Here is a 15,914-nt window from a genome sequence, read left to right as displayed (position 1 = left end):
ATCATGTCGACATGCGCGAGACGTCCGCCCGACTGCTGGCTCTGCTGTCGTTGCTGCAGACCCGGCGCGACTGGTCCGGGGCCGATCTGGCCGAACGGCTGCAGATCACCCCGCGCACCGTGCGCCGTGACGTCGACCGGCTGCGGTCGCTGGGCTATCCGGTGGACGGAACGGTCGGCGTCGGCGGCGGGTATCGGCTGGGTGCCGGCGCGGAGATGCCACCCCTGCTGCTGACGGACGACGAGGTGATCGCCGTGGCGCTCGGGCTGCAGAGCGGCGCGTCCGCGTCCGTCACCGGCACCGCGGAGTCGTCGATCGGGGCCCTCACCAAGCTGCGGCAGGTGATGCCGTCACGGTTGCGTCACCGACTCGACGCACTGCAGATCGACGTCGTGCAGTCACGTCCGGTGCAGTCGAGCGTCGACGCGTCGGTACTGACAGCACTGGCGACCGTGTGCCAGAACCACGAACGCCTGCGGTTCGACTACCGCACCCACGGCGGGGACACCATGCGGCGTGAGGTGGAGCCGTACCGGCTCGTGCGGTCGGGGTTGCGGTGGTACCTCGTGGGCTGGGACCTCGCCCGTGAGGACTGGCGGTCGTTCCGCGTCGACCGCCTCGATCCGAAGGTGCCGACGGGGCCTCGCTTCACTCCTCGGGCCCTGCCCGAGGGCGGCGCCGCGGAGTTCGTGTCGAGGGGCATCGATCAGGCGTTCTCGGCCGCCCGCGGACGGGTCGTGCTGCACGTGCCGTTCGAACGGGTCGAGGACCGCGTCGATCCGCAGTGGGGCACCCTCGCCCGGCTCGACGACGAGCGGTGCGAGGTCTCGATCACCGCGGACACCTACCCGTCGATGGCGCGGTGGCTCGCCGCCTTCGACGTGGACTTCACGGTGTGCGGCCCACAGGAGTTGATCGACGCCTGCGAGGTCGAGTCACGGCGACTCGACCGTGTCGCCGCCCGATACGCCCGTGCCCGCGACGAGCACCGCCCGTGTCAGGACTCGTGACCACCGGTAGTCTGCGCCAGTCGGACGAACGCGGCGGCGTCGAGCGTCTCCCCGCGCGCCGACGGGTCGATCCCGGCCTCGACGAGCCGCGTCTCCGCCATGGCCGCCGATCCGGCCCACCCCGCCAGAGCCGCACGTAACGTCTTGCGCCGCTGCGCGAATGCCGCGTCCACGACGGCGAAAAGAGTGCGGCGGAACGTCTCGTCCATCGGCCACTGCGGATTCTCGTGCCGATCGACGCGCACCAGACCCGACTCCACCTGCGGCACCGGCCAGAACACCGAACGGCCCACGGCGCCCGCGCGGCGGACGTCGCCGAAGTACGCGGCCTTCACACTCGGCACCCCGTAGGTCTTGCTGCCGGGAGGAGCCGCCAGCCGGTCCGCCACCTCCGACTGCACCATCACCAGCGCGGTGCGCAGGGTGGGGATCAGGGCGAGCAGGTGCAGCAGCACCGGCACCGCCACGTTGTACGGGAGGTTGGCGACCAGTGCTGTCGGCGCGCCGGGAATCTCGTCGCGACGCACGCGCAGAGCGTCGGCACCGACCACCGCCAACCGGTCGACTCGCGACTCGGCGCGCTCGGCGACGGTCTGCGGAAGACGCTGCGCCAGAACGGGGTCGATCTCGACGGCGACCACGTCGTGCACGACGTCGAGCAACGCCAGGGTCAGCGATCCGAGTCCCGGCCCCACCTCGAGCACCGTGTCGTCCGGACCGACTCCGGCCGCGGTCACGATGCGTCGCACCGTGTTCGCGTCGTGGACGAAGTTCTGGCCGAGGGTCTTGGTGGGCCGGACGCCCAGCTCGGCCGCGAGGGTGCGCACCTCCGCGGGCCCCAGCAGGCGGACGCGTGCCGGGCCGGCTGCGGAATCGGACGCCGGCGAATCGGACGTCGGCGGGGAGACGGGAGGTTCGGACACGGGTGGAGCGTATGTCAGCGCAGCCCGAGCCTGCTGGTGCAGGAGGGCCAGGCGCCCCAGCCCTGGGTGCGCTGGGTCTGCGACGCGATCGCGATCTGCTCCTCGCGGGTGGCCAGGTCGGCGCGCGCCGCGTACTTGAGCCCGCCCTGCCGCTCCCAGGTGTTCTGGTCGAACTGCACGCCGCCGAAGAAGCCGTTGCCCGTGTTGATGGCCCAGTTCCCGGTGGCCTCGCACTGCGCGAGGGCGTCCCAGACGGCGCCGTTCTCGACCGGCGGCACCTCGGTGCCGGGCTTGGCACCGACGCGCACGGTCTTGGCGACCGGCGGTGTCGTGACGTCGGCCTTCACGAGCGTGCGGGAGACCTCGACACCGTTGACCTTGTTCACCGAGTAGGTCGCGTTCTGCTCGCCCGGAGCGCCGGCGGACTCCTCGATCGTCTTGCTCATGTTCATCGTCGGGTCCTCGATGCGCTGATCCGGCGCGACGACGGGTTCGGTGACGCTGACGGTCTCCGTCCGATCGCGGGTCACCGTGACCACGGCGCCCTCGACGAGCGGCTCGTCCGCCGCGGGGGCGACCGTGTCGTTCTGTTCGAGAGGCGCACCGGCCGCGGCGAGGAACTCGCCGACGGTGGGTGCGGCGAGCCGCATCGGTGCGGGCGACGCGGCCCCGTCGGCGAGGGTCACGGACTTCGGCAGCACGACGTTGACGGAGGCACCGTCGAGCGGCAGCGGGTCGGACTCCGACTCGTCGATGTGGACGTCGGGAGCGATGCCCAACTGATCCTTGGCCTCGGCGACGGTGGAGGCGGTGGTCCACACCGTCGTCGGCGCACCGTCCACGGTGAGAGTCACCTCGCGAGCCCGCTTGAGCGTGACGGTCTCTCCGTCGGCGAGGGTCGCGTCCGCGGCGGGCGCGACCTCGTCCCGCTCGGTGGGCTGATAGCCGGCGGCCGCGAGGGCGCTGCGGACGTCGGTGGTCATCGTGGAGAGCTGGACCTGCTGCCCGTCGACGTCGATCGTGACGGTCTTGTGGCGGGCCACGGCGACGCTCGCTCCCACGACGAGTGTGGCGAGAAGCGCGGCCACCACGACGTACAGCAGGCGGGACCGGGCGGAGTTGAGTCTGGCGACGTGCGACATCGTCACCGCGCTCCCGCCCCGGTGGACACGACTGGTCGAACGGACATCACGGACGAATAACGCAACTTCGATTTCCTTGCCGGGTCGAGACGATCACGAGGCCGAGAGGCTCGCATCGGGGTCATACGATCACGATACGGTAACGAGCGGGCAGAGGTTCGGCAACTTCACGGCCTCGAGCAGCCCGTCGACCGTTCCTACCTTCCGGTAAGGGTCGTCGCGAGCCCCCCGGCCGATAGGGTCCGAGCCGACTGTTCACCTGCACCAGAACGGAAGGCTCTTCGTGAATCCGACCTCCCCACCGCGATCCGAACGCGGACGGTGGCACCGACTGCGCCGCCTCCCGGCGATCACCGCCGTCGTGGCACTCGTCGCGTTGGTGCTCGCACCCGCAGCGCAGGCCCAGCCGGCGCCCCCGAGCCCGGTGGAAGGTCGCACGTTCGCCATCGCCACCGACGTGACCTTCGCACCGTTCGAGTTCCAGAACTCCGACGGCCAGTTCGTCGGCATCGACATGGACCTGATCCGAGCGATCGCGGAGGACCAGGGTTTCCAGGTCGACATCCGACCCCTCGGGTTCGACGCGGCGTTGCAGGCAGTGCAGGCGAACCAGGCCGACGGCGTCATCGCCGGCATGACGATCACGCCGGCACGCGAGGCCGTGTTCGACTTCTCCGAGCCCTACTTCGAGTCCGGCGTGCAGATGGCCGTGCTCGAGAACTCGTCGATCACCTCGTACGACGATCTCTCCGGGCAGCAGGTCGCGGTCAAGAACGGCACCGAGGGCGCCGACTTCGCGGAGAGCATCAAGGCGCAGTACGGCTTCACGACGCGGTACTTCGCCGACTCCGCGAGCATGTACGACGAGGTGCGCACCGGGAACTCGGTCGCGGTGTTCGACGACTACCCGGTGCTGCAGTACGGCATCACCCAGGGGAACGGTCTGAAGACGGTCACGGAGAAGGAGTCGCCGAGCAACTACGGCTTCGCCGTGAACAAGGGCGCGAACCCCGAGCTGCTCGCCGCGTTCGACACCGGACTGGCCAACCTGCGGTCGTCCGGCCTGTACGACGAGATCCTCGGCACCTACATCGGCGCCGCGGCGGACGAGACGGACAACTCGATCCCCGGACTGATCAAGAGCGAGTACAAGGAACTGCTGAAGGGCCTCTGGCTCACCATCGTCCTGACAGTCATCTCCATCGTGCTGGCCCTGATCCTCGGCGCCGTCTTCGGACTCTTCCGGGTGTCGACGAAGGCGTGGCTGCGCGGGATCGGCGCCACCTACGTGGCCATCTTCCGCGGCACGCCACTGCTGGTGCAGGCCTTCTTCATCTACTTCGGCATTCCCGCCGCGCTCAGCTTCCAGATGTCGGCGTTCACCGCCGGCATCATCACGCTGTCGCTCAACGCCGGTGCGTACATGGCGGAGATCGTCCGCGGCGGCATCCTGTCGGTGGACAAGGGCCAGATGGAGGCCTCGCGCAGTCTCGGTATCAGCTACCTGACGTCCATGCGCAAGGTCGTGATGCCACAGGCGATCCGGACGATGATCCCGTCGTACATCAATCAGTTCGTCATCACGCTGAAGGACACCTCGATCCTGTCGGTGATCGGCCTCGCCGAACTCACCCAGTCGGGGCGGATCATCATCGCCCGCAACTTCCAGTCGTTCAACATGTGGCTGATCATCGGCGTCATGTACTTCGTCATCATCATGGCGTTGACGATGCTGTCGAACCGTCTCGAGAAGAGGATCAACAAGTGAGCACCGAGACCACCGCGCCCGACGCCGCTGCGGCCGAGGTCAAGATCCGCGCCATCGGACTGAAGAAGTCGTTCGGCGATCTCGAGGTGCTCAAGGGCCTCGACGTCGACGTCCACTCGGGCGAGGTGGTGTGTGTCATCGGCCCGTCCGGTTCCGGCAAGAGCACCTTCCTCCGGTGCCTCAACAAGCTCGAGGACATCACGGGCGGCACGGTCGTGGTCGACGGTTTCGACCTGACCGATCCGAAGGTGGACCTCGACTCCGTGCGCCAGCACATCGGCATGGTGTTCCAGCACTTCAACCTCTTCCCCCACATGAGCGTCATCGAGAACGTGATGCTCGCGCCCGTGGAGACGAAGAAGTCGGACAAGTCGAAGGCGCGCGAGAACGCCGTTCGTCTGCTGGCCCAGGTGGGCCTCGCCGACAAGGAGAACGCGAAGCCGGCGCAGTTGTCCGGCGGGCAGAAGCAGCGCGTCGCCATCGCACGTGCACTGGCGATGGACCCGGACATCATGCTGTTCGACGAGGCCACGAGTGCGCTGGACCCCGAGATGGTCGGCGAGGTCCTGCAGGTCCTCCGCGATCTGGCGAAGGGCGGCATGACGATGGTCGTCGTCACGCACGAGATGGGCTTCGCCCGCGAGGTGTCCGACCGTGTGATCTTCATGGCGGAGGGGTACATCGTCGAGGAGGGTTCGCCGGACGACCTGTTCGGCAACCCGCAGCACGAGCGAACGAAGGACTTCCTCGACAAGGTCCTGTGAGACGCGGGCCCCGCACCGAGAAGCCGCTACACCGACGAGAGGCACGACAGTGAGCGACGACCAAGAGATCATGCAGAAGATCACGGCGAAGATCGACGCTCGGTTGGGTGCGCAGACGAACGGTCTGCAGAACGAGGTGCCGCCCGGAGCGAGCACGCAGGACGACGACGAGGACGGTGAGCGCGGTCCCCTGGGCCGCGACTACCACCTCGCGGGCAAGTACGCGCAGGCTCTGGCCATCAACGAGCCCAGCGTGATCGACCGTGCCGAGTTCGATCGACTGGTGGAGACGTACGGGGACGACGACTGATCCGTCGCCGCGACCCGATCGTGACCTGAGCATCGGTAACGATCGGGTGGTGGTCACCGACACACCCTTCGACCGCCGAGCAGACGCTCGGTACGGACACCCTGGAGGCTCGGTGACCACTCTCCCGCGTTCGATGGCCGTTCTCGCCGTGGCGGCCTGCGCCGCCGCCGCCGTGTCGTGCGGTTCCGCCGGTACGACCGGGACGGCGCTCCCCGCCGACGACCCGGCACCCTCGTCGTCCGCTCCGGCCCCCGCACCGGCACCCGCGCCGGAGACGAGGGTGGAGACGCAGACCGAGACGGTCACCGTGCCCGCACCCGCACCGGCGCAGCCGGCGCAGGTGGTGCCGTGCGTCGACCCGAGTTCGCTGAACGTGCGCACCGCCGTGGCGAACCTGGGCACCGACTCGCAGGGAGGGGCCTTCGTGATCGACGATCACACGCCCGGCACCAGCGCGGACGGATGTCCGACGCTCGAATGGGCGCGGGCGACGGGGACCGGCATCCGGAACGGCACCGTGCAGTCGCACGTCCTGTTCTTCACCAACTCGGGTGACTACCTCGGGACCGCGACGTCGGACGCGTACAGCTACACCTCGGTGGTCGGCGCGTCGGACAGCACCGTCACGGTGCGCTACCGGTGGTTGAACCCCGACGACGCGTTCTGCTGCCCGTCGAACACCTCGTTCGTCGAGTTCGACCTCACGGGGAACACCATCACCCCGTACGGCGAGTTCCCGCCCCCTAACTAGACCAGCCGGTAGACCCGTTCCGCCGTGGCGGTCGCCGACGCCGCGACCTCGTCGGCAGTTCGGCCGGTCGCCTCGGCCAGCGCACGGGCCGTGTAGGGCAGGCAGTACGGCTCGTTCGGAGCACCTCGGAACGGATGCGGTGTCAGGAACGGCGCGTCGGTCTCGAGCAGGTACTGCCCGTCCGGGACCAGCTGCGCCGCCTCCCGCAGGTCGTGCGAGTTCTTGAAGCTCACGGTGCCGGAGAAGCTGAGCACGTAGCCGGCGTCGACGCACACCTGCGCCATCTCGGGACCCGACGAGAAGCAGTGGAAGATCACCGTCTCCGGCGCGCCCTCGTCGAGGAGCACCGCGAGAACGTCGTGGTCCGCGTCGCGGTTGTGGATCATGAGCGGCTTGCCGACGCGCTTCGCCAGATCGATGTGCCAGCGGAAGCCCTCGACCTGCTCCTCCACCGCGGCGCAGCCGTCGAGCTTCCCCGGCCAGTAGTAGTCGAGCCCCGTCTCCCCCACGGCGACGGTGCGGGGATCGCGCGCGAGGCGCTCGATCTCGGCCTTCACCTCGTCGGTGAGCACGTTCGCGCGCGTCGGATGGATCGCGGTGGCGGCGTACACGCGGGAATCCCAGTGCGCGGCGGCGACGGCGAAGCGAGCAGCGTCCAGGTCGTCCGCGACGGTGACGACGCGTCCGACGCCCACCGATGCGGAACGATCGAGGATCGCCGCGACCGACGCTGCATCGGTGGCCCCGCACGCGTCGAGGTGCGTGTGCGCGTCCACGAGCGGTGCGAGCGGAGTGGGCAAGTCGGGGGCGGGACGGTCTCTCGGCACGAAAGATAGAGTAGGCGCACCATGACTGAGACCGGTTCGACCAAGCCTGCGTTCTACATCACGACCGCTATCGCCTACCCGAACGGTGATCCCCACATCGGCCACGCGTACGAGTACATCTCCACCGATGTCCTCGCTCGGTTCAAGCGGCTCGACGGGTTCGACGTGCGGTTCCTGACGGGAACGGACGAGCACGGTCTGAAGATGGCCCAGACGGCGTCGAAGGAGGGCATCTCCACCGCCGATCTGGCGCGCCGGAACTCGGACGCGTTCCAGGCCATGCAGGAGTCGCTGAAGATCACGTTCGACCGGTTCATCCGCACCACGGACGCCGACCACCTCGAGGCCAGCCGCGACCTGTGGCAGAAGATGACCGACAACGGCGACATCTACCTCGACTCGTACAGCGGGTGGTACTCGGTGCGGGACGAGGCGTACTACGCCGAGGGCGAGACCACGCTGCAGGACGACGGTTCCCGCATCGCGACCGAGTCGGGCACCCCGGTGGAGTGGACGGAGGAGTCGACGTACTTCTTCCGGCTGTCCGCGTACCAGGACAAGCTGCTCGCGCTGTACGAGGAGCGTCCCGAGTTCATTCTCCCGGCGGGTCGCCGCAACGAGGTGGCGAGCTTCGTGAAGTCCGGTCTCAAGGACCTGTCGATCTCACGGTCCACCTTCGACTGGGGTGTCCAGGTTCCCGGCGATCCCGACCACGTCATGTACGTGTGGGTCGACGCGTTGACGAACTACCTCACCGGCGTCGGCTACCCCGACACCGACAGCGAGTCGTTCCGGAAGTTCTGGCCGGCCGACGTCCACATGATCGGCAAGGACATCGTGCGATTCCACGCCGTGTTCTGGCCGGCGTTCCTGATGTCGGCAGGTGTCGAATTGCCGAAACGCGTGTTCGCGCACGGCTTCCTGACCAACAAGGGCGAGAAGATGTCCAAGTCGGTGGGCAACGTCGTCAGTCCGGCGGCCTTGATCGAGGAGTACGGCCTGGACTCGCTGCGCTTCTTCCTCCTGCGCGAGGTGTCGTTCGGACAGGACGGCAGCTACAGCCACGAGGCGATCGTCACCAGGATCAACGCCGACCTGGCCAACGAACTGGGGAACCTGGCTCAGCGGTCGCTGTCCATGGTGGCCAAGAACTGCGATGCGCAGGTGCCGACACCCGGCGAGTTCACCGCCGACGACGAGGCGATGCTCGCTCGCGTCGATGCCCTTCACGCCGTGGTGCGCGGCCACATGGACGCCGTCGAGATGCACCTGGCGCTCGACGCGATCTGGTCGGTACTCGCGGAGACCAACCGCTACTTCTCGTCGCAGGAACCGTGGGTTCTGCGCAAGACGGATCCGGCCCGCATGGCGACGGTGCTGTACGTGACCCTCGAGGTGCTCCGCGTGACCGTCCTGCTGACCCAGCCGTTCATGCCCGACAGCACAGCGAAGCTGCTCGACCTGCTCGGGGTGACGGAACGCGAGTTCGACTCGCTGACAACGCGTCTCACTCCCGGCGTCGCGCTGCCCAAGCCCACCGGCGTCTTCCCCCGCTACGTCGAACCGGAGGAGTGAGCGGACCGATCGGCGACCGTCGTTCCGACGACGACGAGCAGGGTCAGGGCCGTCACGGCCGCACTGACGACGGCCGATCCGGGTACGGCCGTGGCCGCGAGCACAGCGACACCGCCGACCGGCGTCACGATGTTCACCAGCCGTGACGACCGGCGGCGCATCGCCACCATCCAGAACCCCAGGACGAAGACCGCCACCGGAATCGTGATCGCGGCGGAGGACTGACGGTCCGACAGCACTCCGTCACCCTCGATGTGCGCGACGGCCACCTCGATGCCCGCCGACACCGCGCCCGCCGCCGCGAACACGAAGTAGTGCGTGTAGCCGAAACTCAAGGAGCGGCCGAGTCTCGCCCCGACCGAATCTTCCTGCGACACCGAGAAGTACAGCCACCACATGCCGGCGACGACGACGAGCGTGGCCATCGCGAGGCCGACGAGTTCGACCGTGTGATCGTGTTCGTTGATGCCGCCGACAATGGCTGTCGCCGAGGCCAGCAACGACTCACCGAGCAGGATGAGCGTGAAGAGACCATAGCGCTCGGCGATGTGCTCGCCGTGCAACGGCGTCCGTCCCGCGCGCTCCGCCAGCACGGGGACGGCGAGCTCCGCGGCCACCAGCGCGACGAACCCGAGCACGGCCACGCTGTCGGGAAGCGCGAGTCGGGCGACCCACAACACCTGCACGACGGTGATGCCCACCGCGTACCGCACGGCGGTGGCGCGGAACTCGTTGTTGCGCAGCCCCGCCCGTATCCACTGACTCACCATCGCCAGTCGCATCACGACGTAGCCGATGGTCACCAGCGTGAAGTCGTAGTCGATCATCGCGTCGGAGACACCACTGGCCAGGATCAGCACTCCCGCCATCTGCACGATGGTGGTGACGCGGTACAGCCAGTCGTCGGTGTCGAACGACGTGGCGAACCACGTGAAGTTCATCCACGCCCACCAGATGGCGAAGAACACCATCGCGTAGGCACCGATGCCCGACGCGATGTGGTTCTCTTCCAGCAGATGGGCCAGTTCCACGGAGGCGAACGACACCGCGACGACGAAGACCAGGTCGAAGAACAGTTCCAGCGAACTCGCAGCTCGATGTTCCTCGTTCGGGTCCCGCGGAACCATCGGCCGTAGAGCGAGACTCACCCGTCGGCCAACTTCTCGAGCTCCTCGAGTGCGGTGTCGAGATGCGTGAGCATCCGCTGCAGGGACGGCACGCTCCGTCGATCTCCGACCAGTCCGAAGTTCACGTTGTCGGCGTTGGTGGCCAATGTGATGTTCAACGCCTGACCGTCGAGGACGATCGACGCCGGATACACCCCGTCCAGTCGCGCACCGTTCCAGTACATCTCGGTCTTCGGGCCCGGCACGTTGGAGATGATCACGTTGAACGGGGGCGGGGTGTTGCGGACGAATCCCGGTACGGGAGTGAGCAACAGAGGGGCCATCACGGCGGCACCGTAGCTCAGCGCCTGCAGCGGAGACAAGTTGCGCATCATCGCCTTCGACTCGTTCATCGACGAGACGACGGCGGCGAGACGGCGTTCCGGGTCGGGCTGATCCGTGCCGAGGTTGCACAGCACGGTGGTCACGGCGTTGCCACCGTCCGCGTCGGCACCGGCCTCGCGCATCGATACCGGCACCATCGCGATCAGCGGCTGGTCGGGCAGTGCGTTGCGGTCGATGAGATAGGACCGCAGCGCCCCGGAACACATCGTCAGCACCACGTCGTTCAACGTGACCCCCAGCGATGCCGCGATGTCCTTCATCCGCGACTTGGACCACTGCTGCGAGGCGAAGCGGCGTGCCCCGCCGATCGGCACGTTGAGCATCGTCCGCGGCGCGGTCAGAGGCAACACCATCTCGTTGCCGCGCAGCTTGTTCAGACCGATCCGGGCCGCGGCGGGTCCGACCCCGGCGAGCTCACCGGCCGCCTTGACGCCCGTGGACAGCAGCGACAGGACGCCACCGTCGTCGACCTTCGCGACCTCGGTGCTCTTCTTCTTCGGCCGCTCGAACAGCGCCGGGTCCCAGATCGGGCCGCAGTCACGGGCCTCGGGATCGGTGGTCAGGGTGCGCTCGAACAACTTGAGCGCCGAGACACCGTCGACCAGCGAGTGGTGGATCTTGCTGTAGAGCGCGACGCGGCCGTCGGCCAGGCCCTCGATGATGTGCAGCTCCCACATCGGGCGATGCCGATCGAGCGGCGCACTGTGCTCGGCGGAGATGTAGCGCAGCAGCTCGCGGATGCGGCCCGGCCGCGGCAGCATGATGCGCCGGACGTGATGCTCGAAGTCGAGCTCCTCGTCGTAGATCCAGCGTACGGTGCCCATGAAGTTCACCGGCGGCGCCGGCCGCTTGCGGAACAGTTTGTAGACGTCGGTGGCGGCCTGGAACGTCTCGTAGAGCTGCATCCCGAAGTCGTCGCCGGCGTCCTCCGGGGGCACGAACAGCTGCAGTCCCCCGACGTGCATGGGGTGCTCGCGCGTCTCGGCCAGTAGGAACATCGACTCTGTGACCGGCATGAAGGGCATGGGGGCGGACCTCTCTCGAACTGCGGAACCGCGTGGTCACGGTGCGGCTCACCTGCAGGTTCACTGTGCTACCCGGAAGTAACGAACCCACAACTATTGCGACAACGTGGGGTCACGGTGTGACCCCGGCAACAACTATTCCTCGAGAAGTGTTTCGTTTCGGCCCTATCGTGCGATTCCCAGTACGAGCAAGGAAGTGGAGGGCCACCCATGAGCATCGCCTCGGCCGAGATGACCGCACCGTCGTCGCTGACACGCACGTCCGCCAGTCGCCGGGTGCGACGCGCCCTCGGCGTCGGCACCGCCGTGGACCGCCAGGAGTTCGAGGGCGGCAGCATGCAGTCCAAGCTTCTCGCCGCGTACCTGCGCCGCACGGTCCGTCCCTTCCTGGGCGTGTGGGCCCGGACCCACAGCCTGCCGTGGCCCATGTCGATGGTCGACCAGGCCGGCCGACTCCTCCCACCCGTGGGTGACACCACCGTCGCGCCCGTGCGGCTCGACGAGTGCCGGGCCGAGTGGGTCCGCACGGACAGCCCGCGTCGTGTCGGTGCCGACGGCAGGTCCGAGCGACCGACCCGCCGCGCGGACCGCGATCGCGTGATCCTGTATCTCCACGGCGGCGCGTTCGTGGTGTGCGGCCTCAACAGCCACCGCCGGCTCGTCTCGCGCATCGCCCAGTCCACCGGTGCCGACGTGCTGTCGGTCGACTACCGGATGATGCCGCGCAACCCCATCTCGCACGCGGTGGAGGACGGGGTCGACGGCTTCCGCTACCTGCTCGACGCGGGGTACCTGCCCGAACAGATCTTCATCGCCGGTGACTCCGCCGGCGGTTACCTGGCCTTCATGGTGGCGCTCGCCCTGCAGAGCCAGGGTCTGCCGCCCGCGGGCGGCATCATCGCCCTGTCTCCGCTCACCGATCTCGATCCGACGCGGAAGATGCTGCATCCCAACGCGTCCCTGTGCTCGGTCTTCCCCAAGGGCGCCGTGCCGGCGCTCACCGAGCTGGCGGACGAGGTCGAGGCCCGCATCGTCGTGGACGGCAAGCGTGGTCCCCGCGTCTGTCCCGTCGACGCGGACCTGTCCGCCCTCCCGCCGGTCCTGATCCAGGTCGGATCCACCGAGATGGTCTACGCCGACTCGGAACTGATGGCGGAGCGCCTGGCGGACGCCGGAATCGAGTGCCGTCTCCAGGTGTGGCAGGACCAGGTGCACGTGTTCCACGCCGCGGACTTCGTTCCCGAGTCGGCGCGGGCGATCTCGGAGATCGCCGTCTTCGTCGACGAGCAGGTCCGCCGCGGCACAGTTCCCCTGGCCGGCACCGGTACATGATCACGACACCGACCCAAACCGCCCTGTAGGTGTGGACGGTCGGTTACATTCACGCCATGGCTGTCAGCGGAAACAGAGAAGTCGAGATCGAGGCACCACCGGCCGACGTGCTCGCGGTCATCGCGGACCTCGAGGGTCTGCCGGCCTGGTCGTCGATCCACAAGAAGGTCTCGGTGCGCGAGCGTGACGATCAGGGTCGTCCCGTCCTCGCCGAGATGACCGTCGCCGTCATGGGATTCACCGACGAGCAGGTGCTGCGCTTCACGTGGTCCGACATGTCGGTGGCATGGGACGTCGTCGAGAGCACCCAGCAGAAGTCGCAGCACGCGGAGTACCGCCTCAGCGAGACCGACAAGGGCACCCACCTCGAGTTCGAGATCACGCTCGACCCGAAGATCCCTGTGCCGGGATTCATCGTCAAGCGCGGGACCAAGTCCGTCCTCGAGACGGCGACCGACGGACTGCGCCAGCAGGTCGTCGGCTGACGACGCGGCGTCGGCGTCAGCCGCGCGCGGCCAGCACCGCTTCGTAGAGCGCACGCTTGGACACGTCCGCCGCCGTCGTGGTGGCCACCCGTGCGCACGCGTCCTTGAGGCCGAGCCCGGCGGACACGAGATCCTCCACCTCCGCGACGAGGTCGGCGGGATCCGCGCTGACCGGCTCGGCTCCGGCCAGGACCACCGTGATCTCGCCGCGCACGCCGTCGGCGGCCCACGCGGCCAACTCCCCCAGCGTCCCTCGCTTCACTTCCTCGTAGGTCTTGGTCAATTCCCGGCACACCGCGGCGCGCCGATCGGGGCCGAGTACCTCGGACGCGTCGGCGAGGCAGTCCGCGATGCGGTGCGGGGCCTCGAAGAACACGACGGCGCGGCTCTCCGTCGTCAGCGTGCGCATCCACGCCTGCCGGGGACCACGCTTGCGAGGGGCGAATCCGTCGAAGCAGAAGCGCTCCACCGGCAACCCCGACAGGGCCAGTGCGGTGGTCACGGCGGACGGCCCGGGCAGGCAGGTCACGCCGATCCCCGCCTCTGCGCACGCGGCCACCAGTCGGTAACCCGGGTCGCTCACGGAGGGCATACCGGCGTCGGTGACCAGCAGGACCCGCCGCCCCTCGCGCATCTCGGCGAGCAGCAGGGGAACCCGATCGACCTCGACCTGGTCGTAGAAACTGACGACGCGACCGGTGATCTGCACCCCGAGTGCCGTGGCCAAGGACTTCGTGCGACGCGTGTCCTCCGCCGCGACGACATCGGCCGTGGCCAGTGCGTCGCGCAGTCGGGGCGACGCGTCTGCGGGGTCCCCCATCGGTGTCGCACCGAGTACCAGCACGCGTCGTCCTCATCTCGCTCGTCGGTCACGACCGCGGTCGCCGTCGGCATCTAGCCTACGATCGAATCGTGACCCTCGTGACCGCGCGTATCCCCACCGGTCGCGACGGTTCCGACGAGTACCTCACCGCGCCGCGCCCCGCTCTCCCGCCCGCAGTGTTCGGGCCCACCGACCGCATGCGCGGATGGATCGTCACCGCGGTCCTCACGGTCCTCGCGGCCGTCACCCGCTTCACGATGCTCGGCTATCCGACCGACGCCGGCACCCCGGTGTTCGACGAGAAGCACTACGCCCCGCAGGGCTACCAGGTGCTCACCGGCGGCGGCGTCGAGGACAACCCGGCCTACGGCCTCGTCGTCCACCCGCCCGTCGGCAAGCAGCTGATCGCCGTCGGCGAGGCACTGTTCGGCTACACCGGATGGGGTTGGCGGCTGTCGTCGGCCGTCTTCGGTGTGATCCTCGTTCTCCTCGTCGCCCGCATCGTGCGCCGCATGACGCGCTCGACGCTGCTGGGCGCGATCGCCGGGATCCTCATGATCGTGGACGGCGTCACGTTCGTGACGTCCCGAGTCGGCATGCTCGACATCTTCATGGTGGTGTTCGTCGTCGCCGCGTTCGGCGCTCTGGTCCGCGACCGGGACGACGTCCGGGAGCGGTTGCACCGGGTCGCCGTCGAGGGCCGCATGGAGATGACCACGTGGGGCCCGCGTCTCGGCGTCCGCTGGTGGCGGTTCGGCGGCGGACTCCTGCTCGGTCTGGCGTGCGGAACGAAGTGGTCGGGTATCTACTTCGTCGCGTTCTTCGGACTGCTCAGCGTCGCCTTCGACGTCGCGGCGCGTCGCCAGTACGGGGTCACCCGGCCGTGGGTCGGCACCGCCGTGCGCGACGTCGGACCCGCGCTGTATGCGCTGGTGGCGATTCCGCTCGTCGTCTATCTGGCCACCTACGCCGGCTGGTTCGCGAGTGAGACCGGCGTCGACCGGAACGCCGTGGGCACCGACATCGGGACGGGCGGACCGTTCTCGTTCGTGCCCGCCGCTCTGCGCTCGCTCTGGTATTACAGCGGCAACGTCCTCGAATTCCACGCCGGACTGACCAACTCGGCCGGTAACCGCCACCCGTGGGAGTCCAAGCCGTGGACGTGGCCGATGGGTCTGCGGCCGATGCTCTACTACTTCGCCGACGGGCAGCAGATCACCGGTTGTTCGACGGGCGGCAACTGCGTCAAGGCCGTCATGCTCATCGGCACGCCTGCTCTGTGGTGGGTCGCGTTCCCGATGCTCGGCTGGGCGCTGTGGAGCACCGTGGCCCGCCGCGACTGGCGCTACGCCGCCGTGCTCGTCGGCTACGGCGCCGGCATCCTGCCGTGGTTCCTGACCCTCGACCGTCAGATGTACTTCTTCTACGCCGCGGCGCTCGCGCCCTTCCTCGTCATGGGCGTCACCCTGGTCCTCGGCGACATCCTCGGGCGAGGACTCCGCGGTGGGCAGGGTCGCGAGCGCCGCACGCTCGGTCTGCTGCTGGTCTCGCTGTACGTCGCCGTGGTGATCGCCAACTTCGTGTGGCTCTGGCCGATCCTCACGGGTCTGCCCATCAGTCAGGAGACGTGGCAGCAGCAGCTCTGGTTGCCGAGCTGGCGCTGACCGC

At 68.4% G+C, this 15,914-nt stretch carries 15 protein-coding genes; 9 read left to right on the top strand and 6 right to left on the bottom strand.

Features of this window, described 5'->3' with window-relative positions:
* Window positions 1–11: 11 nt before the first annotated feature.
* A complete protein-coding gene (locus QRN16_RS15820; protein ID WP_222650153.1) occupies window positions 12–1,010 on the top strand; it encodes a helix-turn-helix transcriptional regulator in 999 nt (332 codons plus the stop codon).
* On the opposite strand, the gene rsmA is transcribed toward QRN16_RS15820, so the two are convergent.
* Complete coding sequence (gene rsmA, locus QRN16_RS15815; protein ID WP_051613059.1) at window positions 998–1,855, bottom strand: 16S rRNA (adenine(1518)-N(6)/adenine(1519)-N(6))-dimethyltransferase RsmA; 858 nt, start codon at window positions 1,853–1,855, stop codon at window positions 998–1,000. The two genes, QRN16_RS15820 and rsmA, sit on opposite strands and share 13 nt — an antisense overlap.
* 92 nt (window positions 1,856–1,947) lie before the next feature.
* A complete protein-coding gene (locus QRN16_RS15810) occupies window positions 1,948–3,075 on the bottom strand; it encodes a resuscitation-promoting factor (protein ID WP_027504087.1) in 1,128 nt (375 codons plus the stop codon).
* A gap of 379 nt (window positions 3,076–3,454) precedes the next feature.
* On the opposite strand from QRN16_RS15810, the gene QRN16_RS15805 reads away from it, so the two are divergent.
* The 4 genes from QRN16_RS15805 (at window position 3,455) to QRN16_RS15790 (ending at window position 6,668) form a co-directional block, all read left to right on the top strand.
* A complete protein-coding gene (locus QRN16_RS15805; protein WP_502944019.1) occupies window positions 3,455–4,843 on the top strand; it encodes an amino acid ABC transporter substrate-binding protein/permease in 1,389 nt (462 codons plus the stop codon).
* Window positions 4,840–5,607, top strand: a complete 768-nt coding sequence (locus tag QRN16_RS15800) for an amino acid ABC transporter ATP-binding protein (protein ID WP_082544604.1) — start codon at window positions 4,840–4,842, stop codon at window positions 5,605–5,607. The genes QRN16_RS15805 and QRN16_RS15800 overlap by 4 nt, the downstream gene beginning before the upstream one ends.
* A gap of 49 nt (window positions 5,608–5,656) precedes the next feature.
* A complete protein-coding gene (locus QRN16_RS15795; RefSeq protein WP_027504090.1) occupies window positions 5,657–5,917 on the top strand; it encodes a hypothetical protein in 261 nt (86 codons plus the stop codon).
* A gap of 112 nt (window positions 5,918–6,029) precedes the next feature.
* Entirely contained in the window at window positions 6,030–6,668 is a 639-nt protein-coding gene (locus QRN16_RS15790; protein ID WP_285188124.1) for an LppP/LprE family lipoprotein, read from the top strand.
* On the opposite strand, the gene QRN16_RS15785 is transcribed toward QRN16_RS15790, so the two are convergent.
* The gene (locus QRN16_RS15785; protein WP_200933708.1) at window positions 6,665–7,495 is read right to left on the bottom strand and encodes a TatD family hydrolase; all 831 of its coding nucleotides are present in this window, start codon (window positions 7,493–7,495) and stop codon (window positions 6,665–6,667) included. The two genes, QRN16_RS15790 and QRN16_RS15785, sit on opposite strands and share 4 nt — an antisense overlap.
* A 21-nt stretch (window positions 7,496–7,516) precedes the next feature.
* On the opposite strand from QRN16_RS15785, the gene metG reads away from it, so the two are divergent.
* Complete coding sequence (metG, locus tag QRN16_RS15780; protein WP_027504092.1) at window positions 7,517–9,070, top strand: methionine--tRNA ligase; 1,554 nt, start codon at window positions 7,517–7,519, stop codon at window positions 9,068–9,070.
* Here the strand turns inward: metG and QRN16_RS15775 are convergent.
* Together QRN16_RS15775 and QRN16_RS15770 are read right to left on the bottom strand one after the other, a co-directional pair.
* The gene (locus QRN16_RS15775) at window positions 9,049–10,197 is read right to left on the bottom strand and encodes a low temperature requirement protein A (RefSeq protein ID WP_285188119.1); all 1,149 of its coding nucleotides are present in this window, start codon (window positions 10,195–10,197) and stop codon (window positions 9,049–9,051) included. The two genes, metG and QRN16_RS15775, sit on opposite strands and share 22 nt — an antisense overlap.
* A gap of 17 nt (window positions 10,198–10,214) precedes the next feature.
* Window positions 10,215–11,606 (bottom strand): WS/DGAT/MGAT family O-acyltransferase, encoded by a 1,392-nt coding sequence (locus QRN16_RS15770; protein WP_285188117.1) that lies wholly within the window; start codon window positions 11,604–11,606, stop codon window positions 10,215–10,217.
* A 336-nt stretch (window positions 11,607–11,942) separates the two neighbouring features.
* Between QRN16_RS15770 and QRN16_RS15765 the strand changes: the two genes are divergently transcribed.
* Both QRN16_RS15765 and QRN16_RS15760 read left to right on the top strand, forming a co-directional pair.
* Window positions 11,943–12,938, top strand: a complete 996-nt coding sequence (locus QRN16_RS15765; RefSeq protein ID WP_155956926.1) for an alpha/beta hydrolase — start codon at window positions 11,943–11,945, stop codon at window positions 12,936–12,938.
* A 56-nt stretch (window positions 12,939–12,994) separates the two neighbouring features.
* Window positions 12,995–13,423 carry an SRPBCC family protein gene (locus QRN16_RS15760; protein WP_027504095.1) on the top strand — a complete coding sequence of 143 codons (429 nt, stop codon included), beginning with the start codon at window positions 12,995–12,997 and terminating at the stop codon, window positions 13,421–13,423.
* A 16-nt stretch (window positions 13,424–13,439) separates the two neighbouring features.
* Here the strand turns inward: QRN16_RS15760 and rsmI are convergent, their stop codons facing one another.
* Complete coding sequence (rsmI, locus tag QRN16_RS15755; RefSeq protein ID WP_027504096.1) at window positions 13,440–14,267, bottom strand: 16S rRNA (cytidine(1402)-2'-O)-methyltransferase; 828 nt, start codon at window positions 14,265–14,267, stop codon at window positions 13,440–13,442.
* Between the two features lie 176 nt (window positions 14,268–14,443).
* Here rsmI and QRN16_RS15750 point away from each other — a divergent pair, with 176 nt between their 5' ends.
* Window positions 14,444–15,910 (top strand): dolichyl-phosphate-mannose--protein mannosyltransferase, encoded by a 1,467-nt coding sequence (locus QRN16_RS15750; RefSeq protein WP_285188989.1) that lies wholly within the window; start codon window positions 14,444–14,446, stop codon window positions 15,908–15,910.
* The last annotated feature ends 4 nt before the right edge of the window (window positions 15,911–15,914 follow it).

Source organism: Rhodococcus sp. MEB041 (assembly GCF_030208955.1).
Classification (GTDB): domain Bacteria; phylum Actinomycetota; class Actinomycetes; order Mycobacteriales; family Mycobacteriaceae; genus Rhodococcoides.
This window is presented reverse-complemented; position numbering and strand designations above follow the sequence as displayed.

Excerpts from the sequence above, each read along its gene's own strand:
- QRN16_RS15760 (WP_027504095.1), top strand. The coding sequence starts at position 12,995 with ATGGCTGTCAGCGGAAACAGAGAAGTCGAGATCGAGGCACCACCGGCC.
- QRN16_RS15775 (WP_285188119.1), bottom strand. The coding sequence starts at position 10,197 with ATGGTTCCGCGGGACCCGAACGAGGAACATCGAGCTGCGAGTTCGCTG.
- QRN16_RS15765 (WP_155956926.1), top strand. The coding sequence starts at position 11,943 with ATGCAGTCCAAGCTTCTCGCCGCGTACCTGCGCCGCACGGTCCGTCCC.
- QRN16_RS15770 (WP_285188117.1), bottom strand. The coding sequence starts at position 11,606 with ATGCCCTTCATGCCGGTCACAGAGTCGATGTTCCTACTGGCCGAGACG.
- QRN16_RS15750 (WP_285188989.1), top strand. The coding sequence starts at position 14,444 with ATGCGCGGATGGATCGTCACCGCGGTCCTCACGGTCCTCGCGGCCGTC.
- metG (WP_027504092.1), top strand. The coding sequence starts at position 7,517 with ATGACTGAGACCGGTTCGACCAAGCCTGCGTTCTACATCACGACCGCT.
- QRN16_RS15810 (WP_027504087.1), bottom strand. The coding sequence starts at position 3,075 with ATGTCGCACGTCGCCAGACTCAACTCCGCCCGGTCCCGCCTGCTGTAC.
- QRN16_RS15820 (WP_222650153.1), top strand. The coding sequence starts at position 12 with ATGCGCGAGACGTCCGCCCGACTGCTGGCTCTGCTGTCGTTGCTGCAG.